General features: G+C 69.7%; 10 protein-coding genes. 8 read left to right on the plus strand and 2 right to left on the minus strand.

Translation table 11 applies throughout. The features are described from left to right. Positions 1 to 79: 79 nt before the first annotated feature. From ACQCSX_RS20795 to ACQCSX_RS20810, 4 genes are all read left to right on the plus strand, one after another. Complete coding sequence (locus ACQCSX_RS20795) at positions 80 to 2,056, plus strand: DUF6603 domain-containing protein (protein WP_427017093.1); 1,977 nt, start codon at positions 80 to 82, stop codon at positions 2,054 to 2,056. Beyond that, positions 2,056 to 5,463 carry a hypothetical protein gene (locus ACQCSX_RS20800; protein ID WP_427017094.1) on the plus strand — a complete coding sequence of 1,136 codons (3,408 nt, stop codon included), beginning with the start codon at positions 2,056 to 2,058 and terminating at the stop codon, positions 5,461 to 5,463. Before ACQCSX_RS20795 ends, ACQCSX_RS20800 begins: the two co-directional genes overlap by 1 nt. A gap of 78 nt (positions 5,464 to 5,541) precedes the next feature. Next, entirely contained in the window at positions 5,542 to 10,281 is a 4,740-nt protein-coding gene (locus ACQCSX_RS20805; protein WP_427017095.1) for a hypothetical protein, read from the plus strand. Next, a complete protein-coding gene (locus ACQCSX_RS20810) occupies positions 10,281 to 12,092 on the plus strand; it encodes a hypothetical protein (RefSeq protein WP_427017096.1) in 1,812 nt (603 codons plus the stop codon). Before ACQCSX_RS20805 ends, ACQCSX_RS20810 begins: the two co-directional genes overlap by 1 nt. Before the next feature lie 116 nt (positions 12,093 to 12,208). Here the strand turns inward: ACQCSX_RS20810 and ACQCSX_RS20815 are convergent, their stop codons facing one another. Beyond that, positions 12,209 to 13,072, minus strand: a complete 864-nt coding sequence (locus tag ACQCSX_RS20815; RefSeq protein ID WP_427017097.1) for a DNA-3-methyladenine glycosylase family protein — start codon at positions 13,070 to 13,072, stop codon at positions 12,209 to 12,211. Between the two features lie 51 nt (positions 13,073 to 13,123). Between ACQCSX_RS20815 and ACQCSX_RS20820 the strand changes: the two genes are divergently transcribed. Continuing rightward, on the plus strand, positions 13,124 to 13,780 hold the full coding sequence (locus tag ACQCSX_RS20820) for a DNA-3-methyladenine glycosylase (protein ID WP_427017098.1): 657 nt from the start codon (positions 13,124 to 13,126) through the stop codon (positions 13,778 to 13,780). A 108-nt stretch (positions 13,781 to 13,888) separates the two neighbouring features. Here the strand turns inward: ACQCSX_RS20820 and ACQCSX_RS20825 are convergent, their stop codons facing one another. Beyond that, positions 13,889 to 14,494 carry a GNAT family N-acetyltransferase gene (locus tag ACQCSX_RS20825; RefSeq protein ID WP_427017099.1) on the minus strand — a complete coding sequence of 202 codons (606 nt, stop codon included), beginning with the start codon at positions 14,492 to 14,494 and terminating at the stop codon, positions 13,889 to 13,891. A gap of 245 nt (positions 14,495 to 14,739) precedes the next feature. On the opposite strand from ACQCSX_RS20825, the gene ACQCSX_RS20830 reads away from it, so the two are divergent. The 3 genes from ACQCSX_RS20830 (at position 14,740) to tyrS (ending at position 19,045) form a co-directional block, all read left to right on the plus strand. Next, positions 14,740 to 15,246, plus strand: coding sequence for an adenine phosphoribosyltransferase (locus ACQCSX_RS20830; RefSeq protein WP_427019120.1), 507 nt, complete (start codon positions 14,740 to 14,742; stop codon positions 15,244 to 15,246). Between the two features lie 151 nt (positions 15,247 to 15,397). Next, positions 15,398 to 17,638 (plus strand): HelD family protein, encoded by a 2,241-nt coding sequence (locus tag ACQCSX_RS20835; RefSeq protein ID WP_427017100.1) that lies wholly within the window; start codon positions 15,398 to 15,400, stop codon positions 17,636 to 17,638. A 96-nt stretch (positions 17,639 to 17,734) separates the two neighbouring features. Continuing rightward, the gene (tyrS, locus tag ACQCSX_RS20840) at positions 17,735 to 19,045 is read left to right on the plus strand and encodes a tyrosine--tRNA ligase (RefSeq protein ID WP_427017101.1); all 1,311 of its coding nucleotides are present in this window, start codon (positions 17,735 to 17,737) and stop codon (positions 19,043 to 19,045) included. Positions 19,046 to 19,398 lie beyond the last annotated feature (353 nt).

Here is a 19,398-nt window from a genome sequence, read left to right on the forward strand (position 1 = left end):
CACTCCGGGGGTTTACATGAGCTCTGAACTGGAAACTGGAATTGACGTTGCCGGACATCCGGACGGACGAAACAGTTCGGTGAGCCTGGACGTGTGGGCCTGTGCCGCCGTCGAACTGCCGGGGCTCAGCCTGGCCGTCGAAAAGATCCGGTTGTCGACGTCGCTGGCCATGAGCATGAAGGACGGGCGCCTTGGCCTGCGGCTGCAGACTCCCGCCGCAGCCGGCCCGGACGGGGCGCGGGCGGAGCTGAGCCTGCCCGGATTCAGCGGAGGCGGCTACCTTAGCCGGAACGGCAGCGTCTGGAGCGGTGCCGTGGAGGCGCGCATGGGTCCGGTGGCCGTGAGCGGTTTTGCCATCCTGGATACGGACCATTTTTCCCTGCTGGTGCTGCTCGCCGCCGAATTCACCCCGCCCATCCAACTCTCCTTCGGCTTCACCCTGGTGGGCATCGGCGGGTTGGTGGGCATCAATCGGCGGCCGGATCCGCAGGCCCTGCAGGCGGCCCTGCGCTCGGGGGAGTTGTCGGCCCTGCTGTTCCCCCGCAACGCGGTCAGCGATGCACCGCGGCTGCTTCCCGCATTGGCCGGAGCATTTCCCGCCAAGGACAACGGGTTCGTGGTGGGGCCCATGATGAAACTCGGGTGGGGGACCCCCACCATTGCTGCGGCCACCATTGGGTTCCTCGTGAGCGACGAGGGCGTGGTCATCGTGGGCAGGGTGGTCATTGCGCTGCCCTTCGAGGATGCCGCACTGATCCGGCTCGAGGCCATGATCCTGGGCACCATCGACAGCGAAGGGCTCACCGTGGGGGCATCGCTGGTGGACTCGGTGATCGTCGGGCTGCCGGTCACCGGGGACATGATGCTCAAGACCCGCGGCGGCTCGGACCCGATGTTCGCCTTCTCGGCCGGCGGATTCCATCCTGCCTTCACGCCTCCGGCCGGGATGTCGGGGCTGCGGCGGATCGGCACGGAGATTTCGCCGGGGCCCATGTTGCGGGCCCGGCTCGGGGCCTACCTCGCCGTCACCACCAATTCGGTGCAGTTTGGCGCCGCCGCGGAGCTGGAGGCCAAGGTGGCCGGATTCGGCATCTCCGGTGGGTTTGCCTTCGACGCCCTGGTCATCTTTGACCCGTTCGGGTTCACGGCCGATTTCTCCGCCCACGTCAGCGTTGACTGCGCCGATTTCTCCGTGGCCAGCATCACCCTCGACGGCCACCTCTCCGGGCCGACCCCCTGGCGCATCCGGGGCCATGCCAGCATCTCCATCCTCTTCTTCGACGTTGACGTCGATGTTCCGGAAATCACCTGGGGCCCGCGGTCCGCACCGGAGCTTCCACCGGGCCGGGCGCCGTCGTCCGTCCTGGCCCAGGCCCTGGCCGAGCCCGCCAACTGGAGCGTGGCGTCCCGGTCCGTGCCGCCGGTGGCCCACCTGAATCCGCGCACCACCGCCGGCACGGCGGCCGTGCACCCCTTGTCGGAGCTGGCGTTTGTCCAGAATGCGGTGCCGATCAACCTGGAGCTCCAGCGGATGGACGGGCGGCCCCTGCCGCAGCCGCTGACCCTCCGGCTGGCCGGCGATCCGGCGGGGCCGGCACCGAGGTTCACCCGGGCGCCGTTCCCGCCGTCGCAGTTCCGTGAACTCGATGCCAACGCGAAACTGTCCACCTCCGGATATGCCGACGCCGACGCCGGCATCACCGTTCCCTCAGGGGTGCGGCTCGGCCAAGCCACCACCGCCCGGGACCCGAATGTGCCCGAGACCAGCATCCTGGACGCGGATACGTTCTTCTCCCGGCTGCGCACGCGGCTGGACGACGGCGCCCTGGCCGCGCTGCCGACCCTGGAGCTGCCGCCGCGGCCGGTGTTCGTGACAGCCAAGCGCAACCCCGGCGACGTCGTCGTGACGGATCTGGACTCGCTGGCCATCCGGACCGCCGCCAGCGGATCGGTCCTGGCCGCCGGAGCGTACTCAAACGCGGCCCTGGTGCACAGCTTCCTGGGCGGGTTGGCCGACGGCGTCCAGGTCTCCAATGTGTGGGAGCTGGGATTCTGATGGCCCATCCGCTGCACTTCATCCCGTTCTCCCGGCGGGGCCTGGCCGCGGGCACCGCTGCCCCGGACCCCGATGGCCGCCTGCACGTGAGGCGGACGTTCACCATCACCAGCGAAGTGTCCGGGGCCGGCACCGCGCCCGCCCCGGTGCCGGCGTCGTCGGCACCGATGGCCGTCTTTGGGCCAGGGGACGTGGTGGGTGTCGACGCATCCCAGATTGTCCGCCGCCATCCGGTTCCCGGGGATGCAAACCTTGAACCGAACTATCTGGCCGGCATCGAGTTTGCGCATCCGGACCTGCCCTGGATGTTCAGCCCCGAGCCGGACGATGGGACCAGGGCCCAACCCTGGCTGATGTTGGTCGTGCTGCCCGCAACAACCGGCGGGGCACCCACCGTGGGCAGGCAACCCGGGATCCCCTGTCCCTTGATCACGCTGGGCCGGGCCGAGGACGTTCCGGACCCGGCCGGCGCCTGGGCGTTCGCGCATGTGCAGGTCTTCGGCGCCGACGGTCCGGACACGGCCAGGGACTGGGTGGCCTCCTTGGCCGGCTATGGGCCCAACATCCGCTCACGGGTGCTCTGCCCCACCCGGCTGGACCCCGGCACCAGTTACGTGGCGGCGCTGGTCCCAACCTATGAGCTGGGCCGGCTCGCCGGACTGGGTCTTTCCGCGGGAGCCGAGCCGCCGGGAACCCGCAAATGGGTCCCGGCCACGGGGCTCGCCCTGCCGGTCTACGATTCGTGGACCTTCCGCACGGGTCCGGCCGGGGACTTCGAGACGCTGGCGAGAAAGCTGCGCCGGGCGCCGGCCGGCGTGATGGAAAAGCTGGGCGCCCGGCAGGTGGCGATTGAACCGCGGGCCGCGCAGCTGCCGCCCATGGACGGCTTCGGCGGGGCCGTCCGGCCCGGCGTCCACGCGGTGCCCACGGCCATTGCCCGGGTGGAACATCTGGCCGGCGCGGGGGAGCTGGCCCCGGACCTGCTTCCGGCGGGCGGCCGGCCGGCGGTGTTGCACAGTGTACTGAAGTCCCTGCTGAACCAGGTGGGGCGGGCTGCGGATGCCGATCCCCTGGTGGGGCCGCCGCTGTACGGCCAATGGCCGGCCAAGGTGCGCACCGTGGACGGCGACGACCATGTGGACGAGGTGGCGCTTGCCGACGTCGATGGCGCGCCGGGGAGCCGGCAGGGGTGGATCGAGCAGCTCAACGTCGACCCCTGCCAACGGATCGCCGCCGGGCTGGGTGCGCGGACGGTGCAGCTCGACCAGGAGGGGTTGATGAAGGAGGCCTGGCTCCAGCTTGAAGACGTGGAAGCCGCCAACCACCGTCTCCGCTGGTCCGCGCTGTTCGCCAGCATCTCCACGGTGCTGCACGTCAAAATCGCCAGCCAGGACCAACAGGCAACGTTGCGCTTCCTGGCCCCCGCCGCCGGACGGCTGCGCGATCTGCAGACGCCGGCGCAGACCTACAGGGCCACCCTTGACGCTTCAGTGGTGGCCCCGGTGGTGCTCTCGCCGGCCTTCCTGCGGACCGCCCGGTTTGCTGTCCGCGCCGCACAGCGGGCTCCACGCGACGCCGCGGTGCAGCCGTCCACCACAGCGATCGTGGGGTCCTTGGTCACGGCGATGCAGACGGGAGCGGCCCAGCTGAGGCCGCAGCGGTTTGAGGGTGTGCACGCAGTGGATCCGGGGATACTGCGGGAGCTGGTCAACGATGCCCGGTTGGGGCCCCGGCTGTCCGAATCACTGGGTGAACCGGCCGCCGGCTACCTGGACCGGGCCTCGGAGATACCCAAATTGCTGGACTCGCTGGCGTCGGCGGTGGTTGTCCAAGAGGAGGCAAGCCCGCCGCCCGCCGTCGTGCCCCACCATCCCGTGCACGGGCACCCCGGCTCCGGACTGGATGTCCATGGCGGCCTGCTGGAGCAAGGGGGACTGCACCCCTTTGGGCCAGCGCACACGCCGCATTCCCCGTTCGATCTCCACGGACTCGGGGACGAGGTGCAGGTGGACCACGCGCAGGTGGACCACGCGCACGTGGATGCGGGGCTGCTGGTTCCCTTGGAGACTGCGCAGGGCCCGGGGTTCAACCGGGAGATGGTCCAAATCAGGGACTTTACGCCGGACCAGATGGGGCTGGCCTTCAACCCGGATCTGGTCACGGAAAGGCTGGACCTCGGCGCCGGCTTCGCGCGCGATGCCACGGCACTGGCCCGGACGCTGGACATTCCGGAGTCCCGCTCCGGCCAGGCCGCCGCCGTTCTGGGATTGGAGACTGCAGCCCAGAGCGCCCTCGGCGTGGGCCGGCTGGAACTGGGCGCCGTCTTTGCCGAAGACCCCGAGGCGAGTGCCCATCTCATCGCGGCCCTGGGCGACGGCGGAAACGGCCTGGTGGACGTGGACGCCAGGGTGGCCCTGCCGGCCGTCAATGGGCTGGATCCCGGCACTGCCGCTGGTCTGCTTGCCTCGGTGGAGCCGATGGCCACCTATGCCGGCATGCTGGCCTACGCCGCAACCTTCGATCCGTCGCTGGTCCGCCGCCGCTTCGGCGACCCCTTCAGCCCGGCCATGGCCGCACCGGTGTTCCCCACCCCGGCAGTGGAACGGCTGAAAAAGGTGGACGAAGCGTGGATTTTGGGCGGGGTGGGCCTGCTTCCGGAAAATTCGGTGTCAGTGCTGGAAGTCAACTGGAAGTTCGTGGAATCGTTCCTGGCCGGCAGCAACCATGAAATGGCCCGGGAGCTGCTCTGGCGCCGCTATCCAACGGATCTGCGCGGGAGCTGTTTCCGGCAGTTCTGGGCCGGCGCGGGCGAGGACATCGCCGCCATGGACCGCTGGGGCGGCCCGCTGGGCAGCCATGGTGCCGCGCAGCCAGGGGCAGCGGCCGGCCGGAAGGACATGATTGTGCTGGTGCTCAAGGGCGACCTCCTGCGCCGCTATCCGAACACCGTCATCAGCGCCGTCAAGGGGTTCCCCACGCCCCACCAGCCCGGCGACGCCTTCACCACGACGGAGTCCCGGCAGGAGCTCTTCCACGGATTCCTCGCCCGCGACGTCAGCTACATCGGGCTGGACCTCTCGCCTGCCGAGCTGGCTTGGACCGATCCGGCCAATGCCAGGCACAGCTGGTACATCCAGCTGCTGGAGCCGCACAACGAGCCCCGCTTTGGCCTCGATGAGCAGGAGGGCGCCGCCCCGGGAAGCAACCAGGCGAACCCGTCCAGCGAGTACGGCAACAGCGACAACTGGTCATGGCAGGGGCTGCCGCCGCCCGTTCCCGCCCCGCTGCCCGGTGCGCCGGTGCATCTGAAGCCGGGCCAGGCCCTGGCGGACAACAGCGCCGCCCTGGCGGCCAACCTGTTCCAGCGGCCGTTCCGGCTGCTTCTGCGGGCCTCGGACTACATCTGACCCGGACCCACCAGGACGGCACCGCAGGCCGCCGTCGAAGCCGCAGCAGAAACGCACCAGAAAGAAAGAGGGGCCAGCATGGAACCCATTCAGCCGCCGGCCGGACTCTTTGCTGACCTGGCCAGCGATGTTCCCATCGCCCTGTTGCCGTTGCGGCTGGAAACGCGGTTCGGCACACGGCCCGGAACCACCGCCGACGGCACCGCCGTCGCCGTGGCCACCCTGCGCGTGCGCATCTATCCCGACGGGATCTCCATCACCGGCTCCGGCATTGGGTTCGGCCCGGCCGAAGCCGCTGCGGCCCGTGAGTTCTGGGCAGCACAGCAGCAGCTCGACGGCGAGGACGGGGAAGCGTTCGTGCACCGGCGCACGGGTGCCTGGGAGGTGCTGGTCCAGCACGTGGGGGCGCAGCGGGCCGTCCCGGCGGCCCTGGCTGCCCGGAACGGTGCGCTGCCGCCCGCCAACGACGCCGCTGCAGAGCCCGCGCCCCATGCCCGGCTGCTGCCCGATGCCTGGGTGGTGGTCGGCGAGGCAGCGGGCCGGACGGCGTTCACCCACTACCTCCAGCGCACAGCCGGGGACCTGCAGACCGGGCCCACCCGCTCGTCTCCCTCGTTCCACCCCGGCGAGGCGCTCCTGTTCGCCCCGGACGACGGGCTCCGCTGGATCAGCGACTTCGACGCCGCCCTGCGGATTGGCATGGCGGCGGAAATCGACCTTGAAACAGTTGACCAGGCGGCCTCTGGAGCACATCCGGCCATCGTCACCGGAGGGCTGGACTCGCTGTACGTCCTGGGCGTGCTGGGCGGATCGGCCGAGGACACCGCGGGGCAGCTCACCGCACTGCTCGGCACCCATGCGGCCGAGTCGGCGGCGTCGTTCCTGCAGCAGGGGATGCCCACCAACATTGTGGCCGGTGCCGGTGCCGGTGCCAAGCGTCCGCCCGCGGCGGATCCCTATGCCGGATACCGGTGGCTCACCGAACCGGCTGCGGCGGTCCAGTCCCTCTCGGACACCGTGACGGCGCTTCAGGGCGGTGCGGCAGACGGGTCGATCCTGGAAACGGCGCTGGGCATCCCCGACGGCGCCACCTCGGCCATGCCCGGCGCCGGTGGGAAACAGCAATGGCTGGCCCGCAACATGGGCAGGGCCCTGTTCCCCGTCGCCTTCGGCGAGGCCATCGGCACGCTGTCCACCCGGACCGACACGGGCGCCGAAGACAGCCCTGCGGCACGGGCGGTGCGCCGCCGCCAGCAGGAGGCCATGATCTTTGCCCGCGAGCACATCAGTTCCTATGTGCGGGCAGGCGGGCCCATCACGGGCCTGCGGGTGGGGAGCAACCCCTATGGATTCCTGCCGGTCATGGCCCGCGAGGGCTGGGTGCCCCAGTATGGCGATGCACCGATGACCACCTCCTTGGTGGGCCTGCTGGACGCCGTGCGCTGGTATTTCGACCGTGCCGCCCGCTCCGTGCCCCGGCTTGAGGGCAGCGGCAGCCCCGACACGGTGCTGCACAACATCCTCAGCATGGCGCCCGTTCCGCACGAGGGCGCCTATCAGGTCCGGGACGTGGCGGGCCTGCTGGTCAGCTATGTCAACACGATCAACATCAATTTTGGCGCCGACAGCCCGGATCCGGACCTGCGTGCCATCGTCGAAGCAGGCGGGTCGCTGGACCGGGTGCTCGGGCTGGCCGCCATCCGCCGGCTCGTGGCCCTGAGCTTTGGCGAGACGCTCAAGCGGACCAACTTCGAGGACATGACACTCCATGGGGCCAACACCATGCGGTCCTGGGTCGCGCACACGGACCCGGGCAGGACCGGGTGGGAATCGCCGTCGACCTACCTGTACGGCCTGTTGGAGCAGTCCCACCGGCTTCATTGGGAGATGCTTGTACCCCACGACCGCCCCGAGGACCTGCTGTACATCCTGGCCGAACGGTCCCTGGCACTGGCCGGCGAACTCGATGGCGGCTGGCTGTTGGAGGCCGTCAGCCCGGCCCTGGCACAGTCCATGGCCCAGGTGTCGCCCGAACTGGTGGGATCCTCGCTCCCCGCCGAGGAGCCGTGGGCCCTGGCCCGGACCCGGCCGGTGTCCCAACTGGCCACCGAAGCCGTCCAGTTCCCGGACCATCTGATGGACCGGACCGCCACGGAACTGGCCTTCACGGCCACGGACAGCCTGGAAGGATACCTCCAGGAGCTCGCGCCGGACCTGGGCGCGTTTGGCACGATCAATACCCTGGCCGGCACCCGGGATGCCGTGCGGGTGCTGGCGGAGGCCGGGGGAACCGACCTTGACGACGACGGCTACACCCGGCTGGTGTCCGAAACCCTCTCCTGCGCCGGCACCCGGCTGGACGCCTGGGCCACCTCCTTGGCCACCGCCCGGCTGGACAGCCTGCGGGCGGACAAGCGCTTTGGGGTCTACGCGGGCTCATGGGGCGTCCTGGTGGATGTCCGTCCGCAGACCGCGCCCGACGCCCCGGCCGGTGCCAACGGCGCCGGAGTCCCGGCCGCGGACCTGGCCGGCGGCGGCCCGCAGCGGTGGCGGCAGCATCTGGAGAGCCACGGTCTGCCCCAGGCGCCGGAGCTGCGCCACCCGCGCGACTACGTGGGGTATGTCCATGCACCCTCGCTGTCCCAGGCTGTCACTGCCGGCATCCTGCGGGCCGGCGAGGTGGCACATCGGGGGGACGGAAGCTCGGTGGCTTCGATGGACCTGACCTCCCACCGGGTCCGCACGGGACTGGACGTCCTCGCCGCCATGTCCCACGGCCAGCCGCTGGGTGCGTTGCTGGGATACCGGCTGGAACGGACCCTGCACCAGAGCGGCCGGCACACCCTTGTCGCGACACTGCGGGAACGGTTTCCCCAGCGCCGCGCCGACGGCCCGGCCGGCGATCCGGAGGCCGGCGACGACGGCGTGGTCCCGGCCGAGGTGGTGGACGGCCTGCAAGTGTGGAAGTCCAGGGCGGACCTGCTGGCCGCGCCGGGCGGGGAGGGGCTGGCGGAGGCATTGGCGGAACTGGACCAGACCGTCGAAGCAGTGGCGGACCTGCTGGTGGCCGACGGTGTGCACCAGATCGCCACGGGACGCAGCGAAAGCGCGGGGGCAACCTTCACCGCCATCGCCGAGGGCCGCACCCCGCCCGAGGTCACGGTGGCCGGTGAACCCCGCAGCGGCATCACCATCACCCACAAACTGATGCTGGCAATGGAGCCGGCGCCGGGCGATGCCGGCGGCAACGACGCACAGGGCTGGAACACTGGCGCTCCACGGGCCCTGCTGGCCCCGGCCGCCGAGCAGTGGGCACAGTCCATCCTGGGGCCGGCAACGTCCCACACCGTCCACCTTCCGGTGCCGGACGGACAAGCAGAGCAGCCCGTTGCACTGGACTCCCTGGGGCTGTGCGCCCTGGACGTGGTGGCGGAATCCGTGGTGCTGCCCGGCGGGGCACCGGCGCTCGCCGCCCGCTGCACGGCGTCGGCGGAATTGCTGGAACTGGCCAGGGCGGCGGCGGAGGTCCTTTCGTCCGGCCGTCCAGCCGAGCCGGCCGATGTGTGGTTTCCACCGGCGTCGGAGCTGGGGGCCAAGGTCGGCACAGTGCCGGCGCCGCCGCCGCCGGATCCGGCCGGGCTGGCCGCGATCACCGGGGCCATCGCCGCCCAGGTGCGCAAACTCAAGGCCGCCGTTGACGCCATCCATGATGCCCTGGGTGGCCCCGGTGCCGGGCCCGGCGGCTGGGCCGGCGAGGTGGCCGGCCGGAGCGTGGATGCGGCCCTGCTTGGCCCCTTGGCGGCACTGGGCATTCTCGGCACCGCTGGCCCCTTGACCGCCCCGCCCGATGCGGGCCCGGCCGAAGCAGCCGCACCGGCAGGGCACATTGGTGCGGCCGGCGCCCTGGCAGCGGCGAGCGCCGCGGAATCCATGCGGGCGGATGTCTTCCGGCTGATCCTGCAGGGCCAGCCCAACAGCGCCACCGCCACTGTCCCGGGGGTGGTGCCCGTGCCAACAGTCGATGCAGACACGTGGGAAGCCGCGCTGGACAACATCGCCCTTTCGATGACGGCCCTGTCCACCCTGGCCAAGATCACCCGTCGGCTTGGCGGCGATGCCGTCGTGCCCAGCTTGGCGGTGGCAATGCCGGCCGCGGCCGTTGGCACCGTGGGTGCCGGGGACCTGGAACGGTGGCTGGGCCGGATGGCCAGGATCCGCCCGGCGATGGCCCGGTTCGACGATCTGTGCCTCTTCGGTGCAGCCTCCGGCCGGACACCGCCGGACCTGGCCGCCTTCCACCTGCCGCCCACGCCGGACCTGGCCTGGCTGGGTGGACCGTTGGAGCCGAAGGCGGAGCCGGGGAATCCGCTGCGGCGCTGGGTCCGCCCGGAAGAACCGCACACCCATGTTGTCCTGGCCGGGACCGGGGCCGCGCCGGGTGTTCCCCGCCAACTGCTGGTGCTCGATGAGCTGGCCGAGGTCCTGCCGGCCCCCACAGCGGCCACGGGATTGGCCGTCCACTACAACGCACCCAACGCCCGCGCTCCACAGACCGTGCTGCTGGCGGTCCACCCCAACCCCGGGGCTGGCTGGGACTGGCAATTGCTGCTGCGCACCTTGCAGGAAACCATGGACCTGGTGCGGCTGCGCGGGGTGGATCTGGATGATCTGGCGCCCACCGGCATCACCCAATTCCTTCCCCTGTCCTACGTCCATGACGGCGGCGATGGCCTGGTGCCGTTGGACAAACTGACGGAGGACAGGGTGTGGCTGCTGCACCAATTGATGGCGAACCGGATGATTGAGGGGCCCTGGTGATGAGCGGTTTCACGACGTGGAAGCGGATCGAACCCCATGCCCGGTCCATGGACCTGGCGCCCGGGCTCAGCGCCGGCATTGCCGACCCGCTGTGGCTGTTGCTGCGCCAATGGCAGCTGGGCGAGCTGACCGGCGACGACGGTGGCACCCCCGTGGCCGTGGACGTTGCCAGCAGCTGGTCCAGGTTCACCAGATTCCGGCCCGAAGGCACCGGCGCCGCGGGGCAGGGCGGAACGGGGGAGGGCATGCCGCTGGGCGAAGCCAACGGCCCCTTGGAACGAATGGTGGAACGCGAGCCGGTGCTCACCGTGGCCGCCGCCGAAGGTGGGCCCGGAGCCGCGACGGCACCGTGGCTTGCCGCCGTACAGACCGGCCGCGGGTTTGGGCGGCGGCTGGAGGAGTACGGCGTGGGCGATGTTGCCGTGCGGTTGATGGCCGTGGCACCGGAGACCGTCTTCGGCGCCGCAATGCCGGACGGGGTGGTGCCCGGTCCCCACGAGACCCGGTTCCAGAAGCTGTTGGCCGGCAAAGTGCTCGACGGCGCTCGCGTGCTGGTGCTCCTGGACGGGCCCGGGTTGCCGACGGAGGCCATCGGAGCGGCGGATCCGGCCCAGGTGGCGGCGGCGGTGGCCGTGTGGCGGGTGGACGTTGCCGACGAATGGGGTGCCGGGACGTCGTCGTGGGTGTCCAACAGGCTTGAATATGCCTTCAGCATTGGCGCGCCGCCGCTGCCGGTGGACGATTTTTCCGCGTCGCCGGAGGACGATGCCGGCGGCGCCGAAATCGTGCTCCGGGCCATGGAATACGACGGCACGGGGGTGGCCTGGCATTCCCTGGATTTGGACAAGGATCCGGGCGCGGTGCTGGGGGCTGCGGCCGATGCGGGTGGCCCGCATGCAGGCGATGCCTCGGGGGAGGGCTGCACGGGGCAGCAGGTCCGGTCCATGCTGGCGGCCCCGCTGCGGTACCCCGGCATGCCGGCGGATAGGTACTGGGAATTTGAGGATGCGGCGGTGGCCCTGGGCAATGCCAGCGCCGGGCCCACGGATCTCGCCCGGCTGCTGGCCATTGATTTCGCCGTGGTCTACAGCCCGGACTGGTTCATTGTCCCGGTGGAGCTGCCCGTGGGATGCATTGCCCGGGTGGACTGGGTCATTGTCCGGGACACCTTTGGCGTGGCAACGGTGGCCGGTACGGCCGGACTGCAGGCCGTGGACGGCGCCGGCCGGATGTTCCAGCCCGACACGGTGGGCGGGGGCGGGGCAGGGGATGTTCCGCTGCTGGTGGTGCTGCCCTCGGCGCTGGGCGCCGCCATCTCCGAGCCGCTGGAAGAAGTGGCCCTCCAGCGGGACGAGGGGGCCAATCTAGCGTGGTCCATTGAATCGCGCGTCCTCGGGCCCGCCGGCCGGGGCGTGGACCGGCCCTGGACCAGATCCGCGTTTGGCCTGCCTGCGGCCGAAACCGCCGACCCCTACGACCTCATCTGGCGTCTGGCCACGCCCGTTGCCCCCTCGTGGTCGCCCCTGGTGGCGGTCAACGCGGACGGCGGCGGGCAGCCCATGCTGCGCAAGGCCCGTCTGCTCGAAACCGACATCAACGCCGTGCGCTCGGCACAGGGCCTGGTCATGGGCGGCGTGCGGGACATCTGCGACGAGGAGATCACGCGCTCCGGAATCAACATCCGCGTTCTCGACCAACTGGCACGCGGCTACGACGGATCCACCTATATTTGGAGGGGCCGCACCAAGCAGCCATGGAAGGGGGAGGCATCCTCCGGGCTGCGTTTCGACGCCGCCACGCCCAAGGAATAGGGCCAACCACGGCCCCGGTGATCCTCCCCAGCCGCTCCCACGGCTCGCAAGCTCGCAGCGGGTCCCTCACGACCGTGGGCCCACAGGCCGCTCGCAGCCGCGTGGAGATCGGTCCCTCAGTTCCCCGCGGCGGCCCGCCACAGGTGCAAGGTGGCATAGGACCGCCAGGGCGCCCACGCCTCGCTGGCGCGCTGCAACTCCTTCGGCGTGGGCTTGGCACCGTCCGCGGTGAGCCTGGCGTAGCCGTTGCGCACCGCCGCATCGGTGGGCAGGAAGACATCGGGGGCACCCAGCACCCGCATGGCCACGTAGCCCACCGTCCAGGGGCCGATCCCGGCGACGGGCATCAGCGTGGCGGCCAAGGACTCCACGGTGTCCTCAATGGATAGTTTGAGGGAGCCGTCCGCCAGCATTCCGGCCACCGAGACGACGGAGTCGATCCGGCGTGCCGGCCCGCGCAGGATCTCCCGGCCGCGTTCGGCCAGCTGTGGCGGGCTGGGGAAAAGTCCAACCAGGGCGCCGTGGGGAAGGGACGACGGCGTGCCCAGGACCGCGAGCTGGTGCAGCGTGCTCCGGGCCGCCGCCACGGTGATTTGCTGGCCGATCATGGCCCGGATGAGGATTTCGCCCGGGTCGACGCAGCCCGGCAGCCGGATGCCGGGCACAGCGGCCACCCGGGGAGCGAGCAGCGGGTCCGCGGCCAGGGCCTGGTCAACCGCGTCCAGATCGGCATCGAGGTTGAACAGGTGCCGCACCCGGCGGCGGAGCTCCGGCAGGTCGCCGTCGTCCTCTACCTGTGCGCGCAGGTGGAGGCCGTGCCCGTCCCAGTCCACCGCGAACCAGCCATGTCCCCCGGGAAGGGCCAGGGCGCGGGCGTAATGGGCGGGCCCGGCATCCTCCACGCCGTTGACGGCGCGGGCTGCCAGAAAGGCGAAAATGCCCGGGTCAAAGCGGCCTCGGACGGCCAGTGCAACATCCATTCCGCCATCGTGCCATGACCGGGGGAGGACATGGGGTTGTAGCGTGGGGCCATGGACGCCGCTGCGCACTTGATCGAGCTCCTCGGCAGACCGGCCACGGAGGTCGCGCCGCTCCTACTGGGCGCCACCCTGTCCCACACCACGCCGGAGGGGACCGTGACGGTGCGGCTGACGGAAATGGAGGCCTATTTGGGCGCCGCCGATTCCGACGCACCCGACCCCGGATCGCACAGCTACCGGGGTCCAACGGCCCGGAATGCCGCCATGTTTGGCCCGCCCGGCCGCCTCTACGTCTACTTCACCTACGGCATGCACTATTGCGCCAATGTGGTCTGCGGCCCGGAGGGAACCGCCACCGGCGTGCTGCTGCGGGCCGGCGAGGTGCTGGAGGGCCTGGAACTGGCCCGGCTACGGCGTCCGGCGTCGCGCTCGGACAAGGACCTGGCACAAGGTCCGGCCCGGCTGGCCACGGCTCTGGGCCTGGACCGGCGGCACTACGGCATGTCGGTCCTGGGCGGCGAGCTGGCGCTCGTGTTGCCGGCATCCCCGCCGGACGCAGCCATCCGCACCGGCCCGCGCGTCGGCCTGGCCCCTCCGGGCGGTACACCGGAGTACCCCTGGCGGTTCTGGCTCGACGGCGATCCCACTGTGTCCACCTACAAGCCGGCCGTGCCCAAGCGCCGCACCCCGCCCGTGACCTCGTCCTGAACGCAGGACGCCGCTCCCCGTTGGGGACGCCATAGTGGCGCCATCCCATGTGGGGACCGGCATCCTGGATGAAGTTGGGCGTCCCGGAAGCGGGACGGAGTGAGGTTGCTAGGCCACCACGGAGGACCGCTGCCGCACCAAGCCGGTGGCGAGGCGGTCCAGCAGCCGGGTGTGCACCAGCGGCCACTCGTCCGTGAGGATCGAGAAGACGCTGGTATCGGTCCGGGTGCCGTCCGGGGCCAGCCGGTAGCCGCGGAGCACACCCTCGTGGGTGGCGCCCAGCTTCAGGATGGCGTTGGCGCTGCGGACGTTGCGGACGTCGCAGCGCAGGGTGATGCGGTGGACGCGCAACTGCTCAAACGCAAAGTTCATCAGCAGGTGTTTGGAAGCGGCATTGACCTGGGTGCCCCAGAACTGGCGGCCAAAGAAAGTCATGCCGATTTCCACCCGGCTTTGGTCCGGCGCGTAGTCATAAAGGCTGGTGGTTCCCATCAGGGCACCGGTTTCATCGTCCAGCACCGCGAAGGGCACGGTGGACGGATCCATGATGCGGGCGGCAAACAGGCGCTCCAATGCGCGTTTGCTCACCGGCTGCGGGGAGGCCATTCCGGCCCACAGTTCGGAGTCGATAAAGCCAAAGAGCTCGCCCGCGTGGCGGCGCCGCAGTGGCACAAGCCGGACACCGTGTCCGGAGAGGGAGATGTTGTGTTGCACTGAGATATCTAAGCACCTCTTTGGGCCTTCTGAAACCATTTTTTGGCCCAGCGGAAAATGAATTTTTGGTGACATCGGCCACCGGTCCATTTTCGCCATTCGGCGGTGGGCCGCGCAGTGCCGGGGCACGGTGGCGTGCAGCGGTTTCCGCACCCGCCGGGCACCCCGTTGGCGCCGGGTAATCTGGGGGAGTGAATCCTGAATCCGCCACCCAAAACACCGCGCCCGCCGAGAGCATCGAGGCCATGCTGACCCGCCTGTGCGAGATCGTGCAGGACTACCCGGAGCCCGGCATTTCCTTCAAGGACCTGACTCCGGTGTTCGCGGACGGCCAGGCGCTCAAGGCCGTGGTCCAGGCGCTGGTGGAGCCGTTTGCCGGCCAGTTCGACGCCGTGGCCGGCGTGGAGGCGCGCGGATTCCTGCTCGCCGCTGCCGCCGCCTACGCCACAGGCAAGGGCGTCATCACCGTGCGCAAGGCCGGGAAGCTGCCCCGGGCCGTGTTCACCGAGAAGTACGCGCTGGAATACGGCGAGGCCGCGCTCGAACTGCACCAGGGCGACGTTCCCGCCGGCAGCCGTGTGTTGATCCTCGACGACGTCCTGGCCACCGGCGGCACGCTGGCCGCCGCGCGCCGGCTCTTTGAGCGCTCCGGAGTCCAGATCGCCGGCGTCGGCGTGGTCCTGGAGCTGGAGGCGCTGGCAGGCCGGGCGGCGCTGGAGGGCGTCGAGGTCCACTCGCTGCAGCTCGTCTAGCCGCCGGCGGCCCCGGGCGCCCCGCACACAGGGTGGGCCGCGGGGCATCCCGCCACGGCCCGGTCAGCCGCGGGCGTAACGCCGTTGGGTTTCAGTTCACCCAAATGGCTATAGAATGGACGGTCTGACTTTTGCGAAGGGACCGTAAGTAATGCATGATGCTGAACTCGCCCACGAACGCGACTATGTAGCTGGTTTGTACCACCGTCTGGATGAGCTGCGCGATGAAAAGACGCACCAGCTTGAGGAGGTGCGCCGTACGACGTCGATGGGGTCCCACCAGAACCGCTCCGAGCGTGATGCCTTTGCCACGCTCTACGAGGACCGTTTGGCGCAGCTGAATGCCGTGGATGACCGGTTGGCGTTTGGCCGGCTGGACCTGGACTCCGGGGAGCAGCGCTACATTGGCCGCATCGGGTTGTCCACGGATGACCTGCAGCAGCTGATGGTCGACTGGCGGGCACCGGAGGCCGGCACCTTCTACCAGGCCACGGCCTTTGAACGCCAGGGCGTGCGCCGCCGCCGCCACCTGATCCTGCAGGGCCGCAACGTCAAGGCCATCGAGGATGACGTCTTGGACTCCGCCATGCTGGCCGAGTCCGAGACCCTCCAGGGCGAGGGCGCGCTGCTGGCCGCCCTGAACTCCAAGCGCACCGGCCGGATGAGCGACATCGTCGGCACCATCCAGGCCGAGCAGGACCGCATCATCCGTTCGCCCCTCAGTGGCGCACTGGTGGTCCAAGGCGGACCCGGCACAGGCAAGACGGCGGTGGCGCTGCACCGCGCCGCCTACCTGCTCTACACGCACCGCGACCGGCTCAAGTCCGCCGGCGTGCTGCTGGTGGGCCCCTCGAGCGCCTTCATGAAGTACATCGAGCGCGTGCTGCCCTCGCTGGGCGAGACCGGCGTGGTCATGGCCAGCATGGGCCGGCTCATGCCCGGCATCGCGGCGTCGGCGGACGAGGATCCGGCGGTGGCAGAGGTCAAGGGCCGCCTGGTCATGGCCGATGTCATCCGCAACGCCGTCACCAACCGCCAGCGCATCCCCGCCTCGGACATGAAGCTCAACGTGGAGGGCACCAACCTGGTGCTCACCGTGCGGCAGGTGCGCCGGGCCCGGGACAAGGCCCGCGCCACCGGCAAGACCCACAACGAGGCCCGCGGCACGTTCGTGAAGATCCTGCTCCGCGAACTGACGGACCAACTGCGCGAGCACATCGAAGCCTCCGGCGCCGGCAACACCGCCGACCGCTCCTACCTCTCCGAGGACGTGCGCCAATCGCGCGACGTCCGTGTGGCACTGAACCTGTGCTGGATGCCGCTCTCGGCCAAGAAGCTGGTGTCGGAGCTGTTCGCCAAGGACCACATCCTGGCGTACTCCACCCCGATGCTCTCCGACGCCGACCGTGCACTGCTGCGCCGGCCAGTGGCCGCGGCGTGGACCGAATCCGACGTTCCGCTGCTCGACGAGGCGGCCGAGCTCCTGGGCGAGCTGGATGCCACGGGTGGCCGCGACGAGGCCGCCCACGACGCCGCGCACAAGCGCGACATCGAGAATGCCAAGCGCGCGATCGACAACATGACGGCCCTGATGGCCGATTCCGGCGTCGACGGCGTGCTCACCGCCGAGGAACTGGTGGACCACAACGAGGTCCGCGACAACTCAATGACCAGCGCCGAGCGCGCCATGGGCGACCGCAGCTGGGCCTACGGGCACATCGTGGTGGACGAGGCGCAGGAGCTCTCGCCCATGCAGTGGCGCCTGCTGGTGCGCCGCTGCCCGGTGAAGTCCTTCACGATCGTCGGGGACATCGCCCAGACCAGCTCGGCCTCGGGCGCCACCTCCTGGCAGCAGGCCCTCTCGCCCTTCATGGGCGACCGCTGGGCGCTGGAGGAGCTGACAGTGAACTACCGCACGCCGTCGCAGATTGCCGAGGCCGCCGTGCGCATGGCCAATGCCGCCGGTGCCGTTGTGTCCGCGCCCAAGGCGGTCCGCGAGGGCCGCTGGGGTCCGGTTATTGACCGTGTTGGCGCCCCGGAGATGCTCCAGACGTTGGTGCGGGTGCTGCCCGAGGAATTGGCGGCGCTCGACGGTGGCCTGCTCGCCATCATCACCACCCACAGCCAGGTGGCGGCAACTGCCGCAGCGGTCAGGGCCGTGTACGGCCGGCGTGTGGGCCATGGCGCCGGTTCGCTGGAGCAGGACATCGTGGTGATGGACCCGCACGAGGCCAAGGGCCTGGAGTTCGACGGCGTCGTGATCCTTGAGCCCTCGGCCCTGCTGCATGCCGCGTCCGGCCGGGTGGGGGACCTGTACGTGTCCATGACCCGACCCACCCAGCGCCTGCGCCTGATCACCTCGACCGCGCTGCCGGCCGGGATCGAGGCCTAGCTTCTCTGGAACGACGACGGCGTCTGGGCCCTGCATCGGGGCTCAGGCGCCGTCGCCGTAAGGGATTTTCCGCCGTGGGCTGGTAGTTTTGAAGGCGTGTCAGCGCATACAGAAATCACAGCCCAAACGAACGATCCCAGCTTTGCCAACATCTGGCAGGAACTGAAGTGGCGCGGCCTGGTCCAGGTCTCCACGGACGAGGCCGAGCTGGAAAAGCTGCTCGCCGGGGATCCGATCACCTATTACTGTGGTTTTGATCCGACGGCGCCGAGCCTGCACCTGGGGAACCTGGTCCAGTTGCTGACCATGCGCCGCCTCCAGCTGGCTGGCCACAAGCCGCTGGGCCTGGTGGGCGGCTCCACCGGTTTGGTGGGCGATCCCCGCCCCACTGCCGAGCGCACCATGAACACCAAGGAAACGGTGTCCGAGTGGGTGGGCTACCTGCAGGGCCAGGTGCAGCGCTTCCTCTCCTTCGACGGCGAGAACGCCGCACGCATGGTGAACAACCTGGACTGGACCGCTCCGATGAGCGCCATCGACTTCCTCCGCGACATCGGCAAGTACTACCGCGTGGGCACCATGATCAAGAAGGACATCGTCGCCTCGCGGCTGAACTCCGACGAGGGCATCAGCTACGCCGAGTTCAGCTACCAGATCCTGCAGGGCATGGACTACCTGGAGCTGTTCCGCTCCTACGACTGCGTCCTGCAGCAGGGCGGCTCGGACCAGTGGGGCAACCTGACCAGCGGCACGGAGCTGATCCGCAAGGTGGAGGGCAAGAGCGTCCACGCCCTGGGCACCCCGCTGATCACCAACTCCGACGGCACCAAGTTCGGCAAGAGCGAGGGCAACGCCATCTGGCTCGACGCCGCCATGTGCAGCCCGTTCGAGATGTACCAGTTCTGGCTCAACACCACCGACGCCGATGCGGTGGACCGGTTGAAGGTCTTCACCTTCCTCAGCCGGGCCGAGATCGAGGAGCAGGCTGCCGCGGTGGCCGAGCGCCCGCAGGCCCGCCAGGCCCAGCGCACGCTGGCATTCCTGGTCACCTCGCTGGTGCACGGCGAAGAGGCAGCACAGAAGGTCATCGACGCCTCCGCGGCGCTGTTCGGCCAGGGTGACCTCGCCGGACTGGACGCAACCACGCTGGAGTCGGCCACGCGCGAGCTGCCTCGGGCCAGCGTGTCCGCCGATGCCATGGGCATTGTCGACCTGCTGGTTGCCTCGGGTCTGTCAGCGAGCAACTCCGCGGCCCGCCGCACCATCGGCGAGGGCGGGGCATACGTGAACAATGCCAAGATCACCGACCCCGACACCGTCATTGCCGGCTCCGAGCTGCTGGCCGGCAAGTACCTGTTGATGCGCCGCGGCAAGCGGACGTTGGCCATGGTGGAAGTTGCCGGCTGATATTTCCTTTTCCCCTTAATGGGGGAGTGCACCGATGCCCGGGCGGCGCGATTTGCGCCCACCCGGGCATCGGTGTATTGTTTTCTGAGTCGCCTGCAGGGCTGGCCGCCGGATCCAAGGATCGGGTGCCGAATGCGGCGGTGACAAACTTCCAAAAAATCCCCGGAAGGGTGCGGTTTTGTCGTCCGACAAACCCCCTGAACGGGTGGCGGATGGGACTCAGATGAATTTGATGTGACGAGCGGCATAATATTCCGATTCGACAAATCATTTCAAATGAAATAAGCTCTAAATATCGCAGCGACTGAAAAGCTGAAGCAAAATAAATGCTGAGCAAAGTAACTCGAATGTGT

The sequence above is a fragment of the Pseudarthrobacter sp. P1 genome, assembly GCF_050156935.1.
In the GTDB taxonomy this organism is placed as follows: domain Bacteria; phylum Actinomycetota; class Actinomycetes; order Actinomycetales; family Micrococcaceae; genus Specibacter.

Coding starts and splice junctions, on each gene's coding strand:
- ACQCSX_RS20800 (WP_427017094.1), top strand. CDS start 2,056: ATGGCCCATCCGCTGCACTTCATCCCGTTCTCCCGGCGGGGCCTGGCC.
- ACQCSX_RS20805 (WP_427017095.1), top strand. CDS start 5,542: ATGGAACCCATTCAGCCGCCGGCCGGACTCTTTGCTGACCTGGCCAGC.
- ACQCSX_RS20810 (WP_427017096.1), top strand. CDS start 10,281: ATGAGCGGTTTCACGACGTGGAAGCGGATCGAACCCCATGCCCGGTCC.
- ACQCSX_RS20815 (WP_427017097.1), bottom strand. CDS start 13,072: ATGGATGTTGCACTGGCCGTCCGAGGCCGCTTTGACCCGGGCATTTTC.
- ACQCSX_RS20820 (WP_427017098.1), top strand. CDS start 13,124: ATGGACGCCGCTGCGCACTTGATCGAGCTCCTCGGCAGACCGGCCACG.
- ACQCSX_RS20830 (WP_427019120.1), top strand. CDS start 14,740: ATGCTGACCCGCCTGTGCGAGATCGTGCAGGACTACCCGGAGCCCGGC.
- ACQCSX_RS20835 (WP_427017100.1), top strand. CDS start 15,398: ATGCATGATGCTGAACTCGCCCACGAACGCGACTATGTAGCTGGTTTG.